The sequence below is a fragment of the Azotobacter tropicalis genome, assembly GCF_059739045.1.
In genome coordinates this window covers 4,355,657-4,371,365 of sequence record NZ_AP046059.1, presented here as the reverse complement: position 1 = coordinate 4,371,365, position 15,709 = coordinate 4,355,657, and the positions used below count along the sequence as shown (strand labels likewise).

Sequence of the window (15,709 nt, the reverse complement as noted above, 5' to 3'; positions counted from 1 at the left end):
TTGCCGGCCCGGGAAGGCTCAAGCCACCTGGGCCAGCTTCTCCTTGGCCCTGGCCAGGCCCTTCTGCTGAAAGTCGCCGCCCATGTTCAGGCCCTCGGCGTGGATGAAGCTGACGTCGTGGATGCCGATGAAGCCCAGCGCCTGGCGCAGGTAGGGCTCCTGGTGATCCAGGGGGCTGCCGGAGTAGATGCCGCCGCGGGCGGTCAGCACGAAGGCGCGCTTGCCGGTCAGCAGACCCTGCGGGCCGTTTTCCGTGTACTTGAAGGTCACCCCGGCACGCAGCACATGGTCGAGCCAGGCCTTCAGGGTGCTGGGAATGGCGAAGTTGTACATGGGCGCGGCCAGCACCAGCACATCGGCGCCGAGCAGCTCCGCGGTCAGCCGTTCGGAGCGCGCCAGCGCCGCCTGCTCCGCCTCGCTCTGCTGTCCGGCGGGCTTGGTCCAGCCGCCCAGGAGGTCGATATCCAGATGCGGCACCGGCTCGTTCGCCAGATCGCGCACGACGATCTCGTCGTCCGGGTGCGCCGCCTTCCAGTTGGCGAGGAACTCGGCGGTGAGCTGACGGGAAACGGAACCTTCCTTGCGGGCGCTGCTTTCGATGACCAGAACACGGGACATGGGCTTCTCCTTCGGTTGTGCGACTCGATGGGGACAGGTTAGAAAGAAGCAGGCCGATAAAAAAGCGCAAAAACCTGCCCGAAACCATCGATAAACCCGATCGATAATCTGACCGCCAAAGCCCCCTGCAGGAACCGACCTGCGGGACGACCAGGCAGAGGACATCCCCATGAAAGCTCCCCGCGTCACCCTGGACCAATGGCGCACCCTGCAGGCGGTGGTCGACCACGGCGGCTTCGCCCAGGCCGCCGAGGTGCTGCACCGCTCGCAGTCCTCGGTCAGCTACACGGTCGCGCGCATGCAGGAACAGCTCGGCGTGCCGCTGCTGCGCATCGAGGGGCGCAAGGCGGTGCTGACCGACGCCGGCACCGTGCTGTTGCGCCGCTCGCGGCAGCTGCTCAAGCAGGCCAGCCAGTTGGAAGACCTCGCCCACCACATGGAACAGGGCTGGGAGGCCGAGGTGCGCCTGGTGGTGGATGCCGCCTACCCGACCCTGCGCCTGGTCCGCGCGCTGACCGCCTTCATGCCGCAGAGCCGCGGCTGCCGCGTGCGCCTGCGCGAGGAAGTGCTCTCCGGGGTCGAGGAGGTGCTGCTGGAGGGCGGCGCCGACCTGGCGATCTCCAGCCTGAGCATTCCCGGTTACCTGGGCAGCGCGCTGAGCGAGGTGGAATTCGTCGCCGTCGCCCATCCCGACCACCCGCTGCATCGCCTGCAGCGCACCCTGAGCGCGACCGACCTGGAAAGCCACATGCAGGTGGTGATCCGCGACACCGGTCGCCAGCAGCCGCGCGATATCGGCTGGCTCGGCGCCGAACAGCGCTGGACGGTGGGCAGCCTGGCCACTGCGGCGACCTTCGTCGGCAGCGGCCTCGGCTTCGCCTGGCTGCCCTGCCACCTGATCGGCCGCGAACTCGTCGAAGGCCGGCTCAAACCCCTGCCGCTGGCGGAAGGCGCCACCCACCGGCCACGCTTTCTGCTCTACGCCGACAAGCACAAGCCCCTCGGCCCGGCCACGCAGATTCTTGTGGAGCTGATCAAGACTTTCGACAGCGCCCCGCTGGATGCGCCCTTCGCCGCGCCCCTGCCCGGCGCCTGAAGCTATCATCCCAGGAGCCGGGAACGCTCCGTCGGCGCACCGGTCTAGCAAGCCACCCCCTGCAGAACCACGAGGAAAGCTCCACATGCTGAAGAAACTCGCCCTTGCCGCCGGTACCCTGCTGCTCGCCACCAACCTGCTGGCCGCGGACAAGCCCCACGTCCTGCTGGACACCAGCCTCGGCGAAATCGAGATCGAACTGGAGGCCGAGAAGGCGCCGATCAGCGTGAAGAACTTCCTCGCCTATGTGGATTCGGGGTTCTACAACGGCACCATTTTCCACCGGGTCATCCCCGGTTTCATGGTCCAGGGCGGCGGCTTCGACGCCGACATGAAGCAGAAGCCCACCCAGCCGCCGATCAAGAACGAGGCCGACAACGGCCTGCACAACGTGCGCGGCACCCTGGCCATGGCGCGCACCCAGGCGGTGAACTCGGCGAACAGTCAGTTCTTCATCAACCACAAGGACAACGCCTTCCTCGACCACGGCGCGCGCGACTTCGGCTATGCGGTGTTCGGCAAGGTGGTGCGCGGCATGGAGGTGGTCGACCAGATCGCCCAGGTGCCGACCGGCTCGCGGGGCATGATGCAGAACGTGCCGCGCGAACCGGTGCTGATCAAGTCGGCGAAGAAGCTCTGATCGCCACCGGCTGAACCGGACGGGGCGGTACTCCCGCCCTATCCCTGCCGGTAGGGCAACTGCCCGCGCGCCTCGTCCGCATAGGCCAGCACCCCGCCCTCCTCCTGCCGCAGGAAATCCGCCACCGCCTGGCGCAGCCCCGGATGCAGCAGGTAATGCCAGGAACGGGTGATCACCGGCTCGAAGCCGCGGATCAGCTTGTGCTCGCCCTGGGCGCCGGCGTCGAAGCGCCGGAGCCCGTGGGCCAGGGCATAGTCGATGCTCTGGTAGAAGCAGGTCTCGAAGTGCAGCCGGTCGAACTCGGCGAGGCAGCCCCAGTAGCGGCCGTACAGGCTGTCGCCGCCGACCAGGCTGAAGGCCATCGCCACCGGGCGATCACCCCGGCGGGCCAGCACCACGCGGATCGCCTCGGGCATGCGCTCGGCCAGCAGGCTGAAGAAGCGGCGCGTCAGATAGGGCGCCTGGCCGCGCACCCGGTAGGTGTTGGCATAGCAGGCATGCACGAAGTCCCATTCGGCCTCGTCGAGCTGGTGTCCCTCGCGCCAGTCGAAGGCGATGCCCTGTCCCGCCACCTGCTCGCGCTCCTTGCGCAGCTGCTTGCGCTTGCGCGAGGCCAGTGCATCGAGGAAGTCCTGGAAGTCCCGGTAGTCGCGGTTGAACCAGTGGAACTGGCAGCCCAGCCGCGGCAGCCAGCCCTCCCGCCCGGCCAGCAGCGCATCGGCCGACGGATCGGTGAAGTTCACGTGCAGGCCGGACAGCCTCTGTTCGCCCAGCTCGCCGGTCAGCGCATCGAGCAGCCTGCCGGCCGCCTCGGCATCGCCCAGCAGGCGCGCGCCGCCGACCGGGGTGAAGGGCACCGCGCAGAGCAACTTGGGGTAGTAGCGGATGCCGGCCCGCCGGCAGGCGTCGGCCCAGGCCCAGTCGAACACGTATTCGCCATAGGAATGCGTTTTCACATAGGCCGGCAGCGCGGCCAAGAGCCGGCCCGTCCCGTCGCGGAACAGGCGGTGCGCCGGCTGCCAGCCACTGCGCCCGCCGACGCTGCCGCTGTCCTCCAGGGCCGACAGGAAGGCATGTCGCAGGAAGGGCTGCGGCGTCGGCAACAGGGCATCCCACTCGGCAGCGGGAAGGTCGGACAGTCGAGGGAGCATGATGATCGGCATGCCCGCAGTCTGCCCCGTCGGGCGGGCGAAAAAAAGCCCCGCACAGGCGGGGCGAAAAACATTACACCGGATGAAATGAACCGTCCGTGGGACGGCCCCTGGCTTACAGCAGGGGCAAGGTGTAGCTGATGGTCATGCGGTTGTCGTCGCGCTCGCGGATGCCGCGCACCGCCGCGTTGCGATAGGTGAAGCCGAGCCCCTTGAAGGTGCCTTCCTGCAGCACGTAGTCCACGCGGAAGTCGCGCTCCCACTCTTCGTCGCCGTTGGTTTCGTCGTCGACGTCGTCGCCGCTGAAGTACGTCAGGCTGGTCTTCAGCCCCGGAATGCCGACCTTGGCGAAGTCGTAGGAATAACCGGCCACCCAGGTCTGCTCGCCGGCCCGGGAGAACTTCTCCACCGTGGCGTCGGTGATCAGCGGAACGGACGGGCTGCCCTGGTTGAGGTAGGGGAAGTCGCTGTCGCCGGTGATCTTCTGGAAGCCGGCGGTCAGCGCGTGGCCGCCCAGGGTATAGGTGAACAGGGCGCTCCACACGTCGTTGTCGACCTCGCCCCGGTCGGCGTCGCCGGAACTCCAGTAGCCGCTGCTCCGGTAGCCCTCGGCACGCCCGGAGGCGCGCGAGTTCGCGCCGGCGGAATCGCTGTTCCAGTAGCGCAGGTCGGTCTTCAGGGCGCCGACCGGCAGGCCCCAGTTGTGCACCAGGCCGACGAAATGCTGCTCGTAGAAGTCTTCCAGGGTGCCGAAGTAGTACTGCAGCATCAGGTCCTTGGTGACCTTGTAGTCGGCGCCGCCATAGTAGAACTTGTTGCTGAACTTGCCGGTCGCGATGTTGTTGGCGCCGACGATGGACAGGCCCTGGCTGTCGCCCGAGTTACGCTCGGTGGAGTGCTCGAGCTTACCGGCGATCAGGGTCAGGTCCTTGATCTCGTTGGAGGTGATCTGTGCGCCGTGGAACATCTGCGGCAACAGACGGCCGTCGTTGCTGACCACCACCGGCAGCCTGGGACGCAGAACGCCCAGCTCGGCCACGGTCTTGGAGATGCGCATCTTGCCGGTGGCGTTGACCCGGCCGAAGTCGGTCTTCGCCTTGCCGTTGCTTTCCAGCGGGAAGATGGTGCCCGGCGTACGGTCGAGGTCCTCGACGTTCTTGCCCTGGCGACCGCCGCCGTCCAGGCGGAAAGCGTGCTGGGCGATCAAGTCCAGACCGAAGCCGACGGGACCCTCGGTGAAACCGGACTTGAACTCGAAGAGGAAGCCCTGACCCCACTCCTCCTGACGGGGAGTGTTCCTGCCGGAGTTGCTCCGCTCGCGATCGTCCGTATTGATGTAGAAGTTCTTGAAGGTCAGGTTGGCCTTGCTGTCCTCGACGAACGCGGCTGCCGCTTCCTGCACCGTCATCGGCAGCCCCAGGGTGCCGGCCACCACGGCCAGGGTCAGCCCGGACTTCCTGTTCAACATTGCGCGCTTCTCCTGCCGGCTCATCAGGCGACCTCTCCGGTAATGGTCTTGACGGTATAGGTGAATACGACGGTACCGGCAAAAGCCTGGGCCGGGACGCCGAGCGCCTGGGCGCTGGCGACAACACCGGCGAAGTGCTTGCGGATCATCAAGGATTTCCCCTTTTCTCGAACTTTGAAAAACACACGAGTGTCTGGCGTATCGGTTGAATGGGGCGGAATCTTGGCAATGCTTTGTTGCAAATAGATGGCATCGAAAAAAATATTCGATGGCTTGGGAACTTTCTTGCATAACACCTTGCTGGATTGACACTTTCCAGCTCCGCAACAGGCGCCGATGCCCCGCGAGAGCGTACGGAAACCACCGCGCCGGCAGCCCGCCCCGAAGCGAACGGGTGCCGCCGCAGCACATAACCGGAAACGGAAACAGAAGGAGAAGAGATGGGTTCCACCCTGCAAATCGAGGCCGCCGACGGCACCGGCCGCTTCCATGCCTACGTCGCCCTGCCGCCGGGCGGCCGCGGCCCGGCCGTGGTCGTCGGACAGGAAATCTTCGGCGTCAACGCCAACATCCGCGGCGTGGCCGACCGCTACGCCGAAGAAGGCTACGTCGCCATCGCCCCCGACCTGTTCTGGCGCCTCGAAGCCGGCGTCGAACTGGGTTACGAGGGGACGACCGACAGAAGGCCTTCGCCCTCCTCGGCCGGTTCGATATCGACAAGGGCGTCGAGGACATCGTCACCACGCTCGACACCGCGCGCCGGCTGCCCGCCGTAGACGCCACCGCCGGCGCCGGCTTCGTCGGCTTCTGCCTGGGCGGCAAGCTCGCCTACCTGACGGCCGCCCGCAGCGATGTCGCCTGCTCCGTCGGCTACTACGGGGTCGGCATCGAACATCTGCTGGACGAGGCCGCCAACATCCGCGGCCGGCTGCTGCTGCACATCGCCGAGGCGGACGCCTTCTGCCCGGCCGAGACCCGCGCCGCGATCCTCGCCGGTCTGGACGGCCGACCGAACATCGAGCTGTACGGCTACCCCGGCTGCGAACACGCCTTCGCCCGCACAGGCAGCCCGCACTACGACCGGAGCGCCGCCGAACTCGCCCACCAGCGCAGCATCGCCGCCCTGCGCCGGGAAATCGGTCCGCGCTGAACGGGCCTTCGGGAAAACGGCAAGGGAGGGAAAGGCGATCGGACAGACCGCCCGCGCGGCCTGCCCGATCGCACCGGCCCTGCGGATCGGCCCCGCGGAAGCGGGGAATGCTCGTTGACTACGCGCACGGTTGCAGGGTGTCCCGGTTCATCCCTGCAGAGCAGGGATGCTTGAAGAATATACCGCCGGCGTTACCGCCATATTGATGGAGAAAGGTATGAGGGCGACTTTCGTCGGGAAGTCCGCACAGCCATCCGTGCAGCGTTCCCGCAGATGCGGGGAAACGCCCTGCGGGGCGGCGTGAGCCAGGGAAATAAAGCGGTTGATCCCCGCAGGGACGGGGAATACCGGATCAAGAGCGAAGCAATCCTGCCCAACCGTGGTTCATCCCCGCAGGCGCGGGGAACACACGAAGCAGTCGAGGGCCTCGTTGCGGCGGCCCGGTTCATCCCCGCAGGCGCGGGGAACACATATTCGATTCCGGCCAGCGTGCGCGCTTCATCGGTTCATCCCCGCAGGCGCGGGGAACACTTGATGGCCACGGCGACGATGTTCGGGGCCAGCGGTTCATCCCCGCAGGCGCGGGGAACACTCGACAACGGCGGGCAGATCGGCACGCCTCTGAGGTTCATCCCCGCAGGCGCGGGGAACACGGGCATGTTCTGCCAGCGATAGAGGCTGGTGCCGGTTCATCCCCGCAGGCGCGGGAACACCTGGAACCATTCGGCGGTGTGGTGCATGAGGACGGTTCATCCCCGCAGGCGCGGGGAACACAACACGACCCGCGCCCAGATCGCCCGGGAGTCCGGTTCATCCCCGCAGGCGCGGGGAACACCAGGGGCGCATAGGGATGGCTACGCGCACAAACGGTTCATCCCCGCAGGCGCGGGGAACACACTTAGCGTAACCGATTGTCTTCAAAGGAAAAAATCGACCGCCAAAAATCTACCGAATTTTCTTGTTAAAGATCGGACTTTTCCTGGGGCTGGAAGGCGACCAGACGCAGGCCGTCGAACTCGACCGGAATACGGCGGTTCGGCCCCAGGGTCTGGAACTCGTAACCGGACTCATGGTTGCTGGCCCAGGCCATGACCACGTTGCCGTCCTCATGCCCCTCGGCCAGATGCTGCCAGATCATTTCCCGGGTGCGCCGGGATACGTCGCCGATATAGACGCCGGCGCGTACCTCCAGCAGCCAGATGGCCATGCGCCCGCGCAGGCGCGGCGGGACGTTTTCGGTGACCACGACGACGAAGGCCATCACTGCGTCCTGTGCCCGGCGTCGCCGATGCCTTCCGGGTTGGGAATGGCCGGCGGAACGGACTCCGGCGGCGCTTCGGGCGGGACGATGCCGCCGGCGGCCAGCACCTCCTCGATGGTCGGGATGATCCTGGCCAGCAGCTTGCTGGAGCGGAAGATGTCCCGGCAGGCCAGGCGCACTTCCCGCTCGGGCTGCGCCGGCGAGCGGGCAGCGATGCGGAAGGCGACCGGCACCACGGTTTCGAACTTGAACAGGTCGGCCACATCGTAGACGAACGACAGCGGCTTGCCGGTGTGGATGAAGCCCACCGCCGGGGCGTAGCCGGCAGCCAGCACCGCGGCTTCGGTGATGCCGTACAGGCAGCTGGTCGCCGCCGACAGGCAGCGGTTGGGCACGTCCGCGGCGTCCCACTGCTGGCGGTCGTAGTTGCGCGAGCGCCAATCCACGCCGTATTGCCTGGCCAGCAGCTTGTAGGTTTCGCGCACCCGGGCGCCCTCGATGCCGCGCAACTGTTCGACGCTGCGCCGCTCCGGGGCCTTCTCCTGGAAGCGCAGCTCGTACATCTTGCGCACCACCTTCAGGCGCAGGTCGTCGTCCAGCGCCAGTTTCGCCTGGTAGAGCAGGCGGTCCGCGCGGGCGCCACCGGGCTGGCCGCTGGCGTACAGGCGCACGCCGGCCTCGCCGATCCAGACCAGCAGGGTGCCGACGGTCGAGGCCAGATGCACCGCGGCATGCGACACCCGGGTGCCCGGTTCGAGCATGATGCAGGCCACCGAGCCGACCGGAATGTGCATGCGCACGCCATTCTGGTCGATCACCACGAAGGCACCGTCCTGCACGTCGATCTGCCCGTACTGGACGAACACCATCGATACCCGATCCTTCATCGGCAGGGGCTTGAGGGGCGGCAGCATCAATTGCGCGCCACGCTGAGCAGACCGCAGCCGAAGGCCTTGGCCGGGCCGATGCCCGTTGTCAGCGCACGGCTGAAGGACTCCAGGCACTGCACCTTGAGCACGCCCTCGAAACAGGCCCGTTGCACACTGATGAGCCCTTCGCCCTTGCGACCGGTCAGCAGGTCGCTGGCCGTCACCAAAGCCGCCTCGACACTGAAGCCATGGCGCTCGCCCTGTCGGCCGAGCCAGGCCAACTGCTCGGCCTCCCCGCCAGCCCGTAGCGCTTACCGTTGCGGGTAACGGTGGGATTGGCCTGCAGGCGGAAGCGGTAACGGCTATCGCCCTCGATCCACTCCTCGAGCGCCAGCCGCTTGTTCTCGACGGGCCGCTGCAGGTAGTTGGGCAGTGCCTGCAATGCCGACCAGTCGGCCTCGGCAGCCGCCTGTACCAGTACCACCGGCGTGGCCCAGGCGTTGTTGCCTGCCTCCAGTCGCCAGAGGAAGCGTGCGGGCTGGCTCTGCGCATCCGCAACAAAGGCACGCGCCAGGGTGCGGTGCATTTCATAGGCATCGCTCAGGTCGCGACGGGCCTGAGCGCTACGCGGATCAAGCGTCAGTCTGGTCAGGTGCATGCAGCACTCCCGATTTCACGAAACGTGGGCCGAAGCGCCGCTCGGCGAAAGGTGCCACCGGTTGATCCAGGCGAATGGCGCCCTCCTGATCGTCCTCCAGCAGGCAGCGCAGCGGTTGCTCCCGGTCGGCCCACTGGGCCGGCGCCAGCCGCGGGTAACCGGCCAGGGCCTGCTCCAGAGGCAAGGGCGAGAGGCCGTCCGCCAGCCAGACCGGCAAGCCCGGAACAAAGCTCTTGCGCCCCAGGGCCAGCGGCCAGACCGGCGTGCGCAGAGCATCATGGATACGCGCCAGCAGACTTTCGTCTTCGCCCTCCAGCCCGACCAGAAAAGCCGCATCCGCCAGGTAGAAGCGCGGGCTGACCACGGTACGGCGCAGATCGGCCTTGCCGCTGGCGATCAACACGCCCGTGGCGGTCTGGTAATCGCGCATCGGCACGCCTTCGCGGTCGACGCGCACGCCCATGCGCAAGGCCGCCAGATCGACCACCGGCTCGCTGCGATCACGCCCCAGAGCCGCGCAGACCAGTCCCAGCACGCCGGACTTGGACGGCTCCAGTTGCGTATCCCGTTCGTCGAAACGGCTGGTGGTCCCCCAGGACTGCAGCGGCCCTTGCAGGCGCATCAGCAGGGTGGCCATGCTCAAACCTCCAGCCGGGACGCAGCCTGCTCGCGTACCCAGGCCGCCAGCTCGTTCAGGTTCGCGGCCCGCTGGCCCTTCTGCGGCGGCCAGGCTTCGCTCAGGTCGAGGTAGGCCCACTGGTCGCGGCTGTCGGCATAGACGGCCGCCAGCCTGTCTTCATGGCTGGCGAGCAGCTCGACCGACTGGCTGCTCAGCGATTTGTCGGCCCGCGGACTCACTGGCTTCTCGAAGGCGTTGGCCAGGTTCAGCGGGCCAGCATGGCGCAGGCAGACGCCGACGAAGCCGGGCAGGTTGTGCGCGGCGAAGCTGTTCTGCTTGCCGCTGGGAATGGCGCGCACCATGGCCTGGGTGAAGGCCTCCAGCGCCGACAGAGTCAGCTCGCGGTCGCCCTGCAGGTTGCCCAGCAGCTTGCGCGCATCGACCACCGCATAGCGGTAGAGGGTCGCGGAGTTGAATTCCACCTGGCCGATCATGCCGGCGCCGGTTTCGCCGGGGCCACCCCGGTCGTCGACGGCGGTGAAGTAGTCGAACTCGCGTTCGACGCGATGGGTGCTGATGGCATGCGCCACCTGGCAGGCCGCATCCTGGTTGACCTCCGGCAGGTCGGCCAGCATGCGGCCGAACAGCGCCACATCCACGGCCTTGCCGCCATCGAGCAGGGCCCTGGCCTTCTTCACCACCTCGGCCGGAGCACTGGCCCTGGCCTCTTTCTTGCCCTTCTTCTCACTGCCGGCAGGCGCACCGGCCAGTTCGTCCCAGTGCTGCTCGATCAGCGCGGCGAAGCCGGCGATTTCCGCCTCGCCGAGGAACAGCAGGTATTCGGTCTTGCCGTCGTCCTTGAGCTTGAGGCCGGCAGCGGCCAGGGCCGTCTCGACCTTGCCTGCCGCTTCGACCGGGTCGCGGCTGGCCAGCCGCTCCAGCAACAGGGCCTTGAGCTTCTTGGTACGTACTCCGCGGAACTCCGGCGCGACCAGCTCGTGCTCCTGGGCGGTTAGGCGGATGGCGCGCTTGAAGCACTGGCTGCTCACCCGCGCGCGGCGATGGCCGCCGAACAACGCGTCCTTGGGCGCGCCGGTGTCGTCGCGGTTGAGGTTGGACGGCGCGAAGTTCTGGATCAGATGGAATTCGATGAACAGGCTCATGGTGTCCTTCTCAAGCATTGGCAGGTGTCGGCATTTTTTCGCTGCTGGCAGGCACCAGCGCCCGGTAGAAATCCCGCGCCCAGCGCTGGCGCACGACGTCGCGCCGCTCGGGGTCGATCCGCGGGTTGAGCCAGAGGCTCAGATCCTTGAGCAAGGCGCCGTAGTCCAGCGGCAGATCGCCGGCCGCCAACAGGCTGACGATCTGGCGCAGGTAGACCGCCAGGTTCTCGGCGTCGGCGCCCAGCAGGGCGACGAAGCGCTGCTCGATGCTGGCGCTGTCGCGTTGGCGCATCAGTTCGCCCAGGCTGGTGGCCAGGCTTTTCCCGCCCTGCCTGGGGTGCGTGGCGTAAAGGCCGGCCACCACATAGAGCGCCAGGCGCGAGGCGTCCTGAGCATGCCGCTCGGCGGCGACGAAACGCTCCACGTAGGGATAGGCCGGCGGATAGGCGCCGGGGGTGAAGCCCAGGCTGCGGCGCAGCACCGCCAGGGCACCCGGTCGCGCTCAGGCAGAGTTCCCAGGTACTTGATAAAGCTCTGCGCGTAGTCGCTCATGCTCGGGCCTCCTTGTCGGCGACGGCGGGGGTGGGACGCAGCGGGCGCAGGCGTGCCAGCAGACGTGGATAAAAGCGGGCGTCGGCACGCAGCGCCCTGGGCGAGCGGCCCGAACCGTCGCGGACGACCTGCCAGGCAGACAGGGCTGCTGTCAGCAGGGTGCGCCGCCAGAGGGCATCGGCCATGTCCAGATCATCCGGGTCGCCGCTGCCGAGCAAGGCCATCACCTGGCCCAGGGCGCGCTCGGCCGAGGCGAAATACAGCGCCGGCGCCGGCCCCGCATCGAACAGGCTGCGCGCCCTGGCCCAGGTGTCCTTGCTGGCGGAATCGGGCAGGGTGTCGGCCAGCATGCCGGCGGCGAGCTTGCGGATATCGGAGAACAGCTCTTCGGCCTCGCGCACCTGCCGGCGCAGTTCGTTCGCGCAGTCCGGCGAGGCCAGCAGTGCCGCCGGCAAGGCGATGCGCTCGGAGCGCCAGCGCAGCAACTTGGCCTGGTCGCTGGCCAACCCGGCCACCAGCAAAGGCTGCTCGCTGTCACCCAGCAGCAACTGCAGGTTGGCCGCCCAGCCCAGCACGGCCGCCGGCTGGGACGCCAGGCCCTCGGCATCGGGTAACAGCGCCGGCAGATCGCGCCAGAAGGCGCGGCCCTCGGCGAAGCTCAGCCGCACCAGGCCATGGCTGCCGGCACGGTAGCTGGCCATGGGATCGGGCGCTTGCGCATCCTCGGCCAGGGCGATGCCGGCGGCGAAGCGTATCCACTGCACCCGGCCCTGCTCGTCGGGCAGCAACAGCACCGCGCGGGTCTGGCGGCTATAGCGATCATTGGGGCCGGTCGCCAACTGCGGCTCGCCACGCAGTTGCGCGATGCCGGGCGGAGCCAGCTCCCAACCGGGCACATCCTCGTGGCCAGTTGGGGTGGGCGAGTGCAGCGCCAGGCAGAGGCTTTGCGCCAGCGATGCACCAAGGGGCATGACCGCAGCGGTATTGGCCAGGGCACCGGCCTTGTCGGCATCGCGAATGGTCTTGACCAGGCCGCCGGGGGTGAACTGCAGGAAACCCAGCAGGATGCGCAGCGCATCTGCCGCCGCAATCGGCCGCGGCGCCAGATCGCAGGAGTGGTCGAACACCACCGGCGTGTTGCCGTTGGCACTGGCCAGGGAGATCTGCGCCCAGGGCTTTTGCTTGTCGCGGGTTTCCTCGGCCTCGGCCAGCGCCGCCACCTGCATGAAGGGCTGCGCGGGATGGAACAGCCAGAAGCGCTCGCGCCAGTGCTCCAGATAGTCGCGCACGGCCCCGGCCGGCAGGCCCTGCCGATACCAGCGCGCCCGGTCGGCATCCGTCCAGCGTCCCTGGGCGCGGCTCAGCGCGCGATGGACGATGGCCAGCAGCAGGCGGTACTGGGCGATCATGCTGGGCGGCGCGGTTTCCGCCAGGGCGCCGATTTCGCCGGCACGCTCGAACACCTCCAGCAGCCCCAGGTCGCAGACCCGCCCGTCCTGCAGGCGCACCGGCAACCAGGGCTGGTCGAGCAGGTTGAAACGCCTGTTCATGCCTTGTCCTCGGTTAAAGAAAGAGGGCTCTGGTAAACCAGCCCCAACTGCTCATCCAGGCGCACCGTCAGCCGGCCGAGCGGCAGGCAGCCCTGCTCCAGCGGCAAGGGTTTGAGATGGCGCAGCAACGGATGCTCGGCAAACGCCCGGGGGCTTCCGCGGCCTGGAAATGCTTGACCAGCGCCTTGCGCGAGGTCTTGAGCTGGCGGGCATAGAGCGCTCTGGCCAGGCTATCGGGCAGCGTCTGGCCGGGATCGAAGGCCGCGCCATCCGGCGTCAGGCTCCAGCCGCCGGGCACCACATGCAGCGGCACCAGGGTGACCGAGTCCTCGCCCAGGCGGGTGTAGTTGGGCAACCCGAGGCCCTCCTCGCCCGCCTCGTAGCCGCGGCACTGCTGCACGTAGGCCTCCTGCGGCTCGGCCTCCGGATCGATCGCCACATGGAGCGCCATCATCTGCTCGGTCTGGCGCTTGCCGAGATGGCTGCCGTAGGCCTCATCCTCGATGAAGGCGAGATCGTCCCCGGCAAGATCGGCCGGCAGCCCGTCCTCGCCATACACCGCCTGCACCAGGCGGTCGATGTCCTGCGGCAGCTGCAGCTCCGTCTCACGCGACAGCAACGCCCAGGTGCGGCCGAGGAGGTAGGGGTCGTAGATGTATTCCCATCCGGTGGTTTTCAGGTCGGGCAGCCGCTCGGGGACGAGGCCGGCGACGAACAGGCGCGCCTGCGCATGAGCCGCCGGGCGCGGACGCTGGTGACGATGCAGGCGGCCGGCACGCTGCAGGATCAGGTCGACCGGGGCCAGGTCGGTGAGCATGAAATCGAAGTCGATATCCAGGGATTGCTCGGCCACCTGCGTGGCGATCAGCAGCGCCCTGCCCGGTCGCTCGCCGCCCGCGCCGAAAGCGGCCAGCACCTCGCGCTCCCGCTCGCCACGCTGGTCGGCGGGAAAGCGCGCATGGAACAGCAGCAGGCGCGTATCCGCTCCCAGGCGCTCTTTCATCCTGAGGTAAAGAGTCTGGGCGCGGTCCACGGTATTGACGATCAGCGCGCCACAACCGCCGCTCCGCAGGCACTTCAGGGCGCAATCGGCCAGGCTGTCGAGCTCCGCGCCGACCGCCTGCAGGCGGATCGACGGCAGCGGCCGCGATTCGCAGGTGGCGCCTTGCAGGCCGCGTTCGTCGGCCAGCAGCAGGCGTGGATAGGCCGGCGCGGGGATGGCCTCGTCCGCCACGCCCCAGGCCCGCAGCAAGGCAGCGCGCCGCTGCGCCGGCAAGGTCGCGCTCATCAGCACCACCGAGCTGCCGAGTGCCTTGAGCCAGCGCAGCAGGGCCTCGATCAGCCCGCCGGTGTAGGTGTCGTAGGCATGCACCTCGTCGAGCACCACCACCCGGTTGGCCAGGCCCCAGAGGCGGACGAAGTGGTGCTTGACGTTCAGCGCGGCGAACAGCGCCTGGTCGACGGTGCCGACGCCGTAGGGCGACAGCAGCGGCCGGCGGCGCTGGGAGAACCAGGCGGACGCGGTCACGCTTTCGCCAGGCGCACCGTAAATGCTCTGCAGCTGCCGGACGTCGTCGCTCAGCGCCGCCCCGCCATGCACCAGCTGCATGTCCAGCGCGGCATCGCCGGCGAACGCGCGAAGAAAGGTCAGCGCACGGCGGAACAGGGCATTGCCGGTGGCCTGGGTCGGCAGCGCGACATACAGGCCGCGGTGCCGGTTGGCCGCCTGCAGACGCAGGTGGGCGAGAAAAGCCAGCTCGGTCTTGCCCTCGCCCATCGGCGCCTCGACCAGCAGCAGGGCCGGCCCGCGCACGCCGTCGAGCAGCCGGTCGGCCTCGCGCTGCAGGGGACGCGCGCGCGACGCCGGGCGCTGGACGATACGCCCGATCAGCTGATCCACAGTTGCCGCCTCGCGCAGCAGGACGGCGCTGCGCGACCAGCCGATGGCCGCCAGGGCCTGCTCGGCGCGCCGGCGGGCATCGGCATGGTAGTCGGCCAATGAATCCTCGCGCTCGCCCGGCGGAAACCACTCGGGATTGGAGCCGATCCAGTCGGCCACGCTGGTGAGACCGGCCAGCCACTGCACGGCCGGCAGGCTCAGGGCCTCGACCTGCGGAATCCCCTGCGGCGCCAGCACGGCCCAGTACGCCGCGAAGATTTCCCGGCGCGTCTCGCCCCAGGCTGCCGGCTCGAAGGCGGGCCTGGCGCGGTTGAATTCCGGCTGGTTGAAGTGGTAGCCGTGGTGGGCGCTGATCGCCTGCAGCACATGGCGGATCCACAGCAGGTGCGGGATACCCAGGCCCGCCAAGTGCTCCCAGAGCAGGGCCGCACTGGTGCTGGCATGCTCGGTCACGCTCAGCGAACGCGCCGGGAACGGCAGCCCCAGGGCCTCGTCGGCCTGCCGGCCCTCGGGCCATTTGTCCTGAAACCCGGGAATCGCCTTGCCGAAGTCGTGCAGGCCGGCCAGCGCGGCGGCATGCCGCGCGAAGGCCGGCACGGGCAGGCCGAACTGGCGGGCGAAGTGTTCGAGCGTCGCGGACGGCTCGTGCTCCAGCAGCACCTCGGCCACCGCCGCCACGTCCAGCAGGTGGGCGAGCAGGCCATGGCCCGGCGGCTCGCCGCTCTTGGCCCAGAGCCGGCGGGCCGCCGGGGCGAGCTGGGAAAATCGGTCGGTCATGCCCCACCTCCTGTCGCAGCACTGGAAGCCAGTCCCGGCCTCCCGCACTGGAAACTACCCCGACAAGAGATAAAGGCACAATGCCACTATTGCCTTACTTGAAGAAGGACTGCCGAACCATCGCTCCGCTTTGCACACCGAGGGGCATGTCTCCATCACAGTAAAGACGTCGGCCGGCCATGACGGGCGAATAGGCTATAGAATTCGCGTTTCCCTCGGCGCACGCCGATTTCCCGT

Annotated in this window: 16 protein-coding genes and 1 pseudogene; 4 read left to right on the top strand and 13 right to left on the bottom strand. The window is 68.2% G+C overall.

Annotated elements, in window-relative coordinates:
- Positions 1-18: 18 nt before the first annotated feature.
- Entirely contained in the window at positions 19-618 is a 600-nt protein-coding gene (locus Atro_RS20715) for an FMN-dependent NADH-azoreductase (protein WP_497925439.1), read from the bottom strand.
- 169 nt (positions 619-787) lie between these two features.
- On the opposite strand from Atro_RS20715, the gene Atro_RS20710 reads away from it, so the two are divergent.
- On the top strand, positions 788-1,714 hold the full coding sequence (locus tag Atro_RS20710) for a LysR family transcriptional regulator (RefSeq protein ID WP_497925437.1): 927 nt from the start codon (positions 788-790) through the stop codon (positions 1,712-1,714).
- Positions 1,715-1,799: 85 nt separating this feature from the next.
- Positions 1,800-2,354 (top strand): peptidylprolyl isomerase, encoded by a 555-nt coding sequence (locus Atro_RS20705; protein ID WP_497925436.1) that lies wholly within the window; start codon positions 1,800-1,802, stop codon positions 2,352-2,354.
- Between the two features lie 38 nt (positions 2,355-2,392).
- Here Atro_RS20705 and Atro_RS20700 read toward each other — a convergent pair whose 3' ends face one another.
- The 3 genes from Atro_RS20700 to Atro_RS20690 form a co-directional block, all read right to left on the bottom strand.
- On the bottom strand, positions 2,393-3,517 hold the full coding sequence (locus Atro_RS20700; protein ID WP_497925434.1) for a GNAT family N-acetyltransferase: 1,125 nt from the start codon (positions 3,515-3,517) through the stop codon (positions 2,393-2,395).
- A 103-nt stretch (positions 3,518-3,620) separates the two neighbouring features.
- The gene (locus tag Atro_RS20695) at positions 3,621-4,973 is read right to left on the bottom strand and encodes an OprD family outer membrane porin (protein WP_497925430.1); all 1,353 of its coding nucleotides are present in this window, start codon (positions 4,971-4,973) and stop codon (positions 3,621-3,623) included.
- A 23-nt stretch (positions 4,974-4,996) separates the two neighbouring features.
- Entirely contained in the window at positions 4,997-5,464 is a 468-nt protein-coding gene (locus Atro_RS20690; protein ID WP_497927744.1) for a hypothetical protein, read from the bottom strand.
- Here Atro_RS20690 and Atro_RS20685 point away from each other — a divergent pair.
- Positions 5,414-5,749 carry a dienelactone hydrolase family protein gene (locus Atro_RS20685; RefSeq protein WP_497925428.1) on the top strand — a complete coding sequence of 112 codons (336 nt, stop codon included), beginning with the start codon at positions 5,414-5,416 and terminating at the stop codon, positions 5,747-5,749. The two genes, Atro_RS20690 and Atro_RS20685, sit on opposite strands and share 51 nt — an antisense overlap.
- A complete protein-coding gene (locus tag Atro_RS20680) occupies positions 5,686-6,123 on the top strand; it encodes a dienelactone hydrolase family protein (protein WP_497927722.1) in 438 nt (145 codons plus the stop codon). Before Atro_RS20685 ends, Atro_RS20680 begins: the two co-directional genes overlap by 64 nt.
- 961 nt (positions 6,124-7,084) lie before the next feature.
- Here the strand turns inward: Atro_RS20680 and cas2e are convergent.
- From cas2e to cas3, 9 genes and pseudogenes are all read right to left on the bottom strand, one after another.
- Positions 7,085-7,384 (bottom strand): type I-E CRISPR-associated endoribonuclease Cas2e, encoded by a 300-nt coding sequence (gene cas2e / locus Atro_RS20675; RefSeq protein WP_497925425.1) that lies wholly within the window; start codon positions 7,382-7,384, stop codon positions 7,085-7,087.
- Entirely contained in the window at positions 7,384-8,298 is a 915-nt protein-coding gene (cas1e, locus tag Atro_RS20670; RefSeq protein WP_497925422.1) for a type I-E CRISPR-associated endonuclease Cas1e, read from the bottom strand. Before cas1e ends, cas2e begins: the two co-directional genes overlap by 1 nt.
- Complete coding sequence (gene cas6e, locus Atro_RS20665) at positions 8,298-8,534, bottom strand: type I-E CRISPR-associated protein Cas6/Cse3/CasE (protein ID WP_497925417.1); 237 nt, start codon at positions 8,532-8,534, stop codon at positions 8,298-8,300. The genes cas1e and cas6e overlap by 1 nt, the downstream gene beginning before the upstream one ends.
- Positions 8,474-8,911: a type I-E CRISPR-associated protein Cas6/Cse3/CasE gene (locus tag Atro_RS20660; protein ID WP_497925415.1), complete on the bottom strand. Its 438-nt coding sequence runs from the start codon at positions 8,909-8,911 to the stop codon at positions 8,474-8,476. Before Atro_RS20660 ends, cas6e begins: the two co-directional genes overlap by 61 nt.
- Positions 8,886-9,548 (bottom strand): type I-E CRISPR-associated protein Cas5/CasD, encoded by a 663-nt coding sequence (cas5e, locus tag Atro_RS20655; RefSeq protein ID WP_497925413.1) that lies wholly within the window; start codon positions 9,546-9,548, stop codon positions 8,886-8,888. The genes Atro_RS20660 and cas5e overlap by 26 nt, the downstream gene beginning before the upstream one ends.
- Before the next feature lie 2 nt (positions 9,549-9,550).
- Positions 9,551-10,693: a type I-E CRISPR-associated protein Cas7/Cse4/CasC gene (gene cas7e / locus Atro_RS20650; RefSeq protein WP_497925411.1), complete on the bottom strand. Its 1,143-nt coding sequence runs from the start codon at positions 10,691-10,693 to the stop codon at positions 9,551-9,553.
- 10 nt (positions 10,694-10,703) lie between these two features.
- A pseudogene (casB, locus tag Atro_RS20645) lies at positions 10,704-11,245 on the bottom strand (type I-E CRISPR-associated protein Cse2/CasB).
- Positions 11,242-12,795: a type I-E CRISPR-associated protein Cse1/CasA gene (gene casA / locus Atro_RS20640; RefSeq protein WP_497925409.1), complete on the bottom strand. Its 1,554-nt coding sequence runs from the start codon at positions 12,793-12,795 to the stop codon at positions 11,242-11,244. Before casA ends, casB begins: the two are co-directional and overlap by 4 nt.
- A 67-nt stretch (positions 12,796-12,862) precedes the next feature.
- Positions 12,863-15,472 (bottom strand): CRISPR-associated helicase Cas3', encoded by a 2,610-nt coding sequence (gene cas3 / locus Atro_RS20635; protein WP_497925405.1) that lies wholly within the window; start codon positions 15,470-15,472, stop codon positions 12,863-12,865.
- Positions 15,473-15,709: the final 237 nt, after the last annotated feature.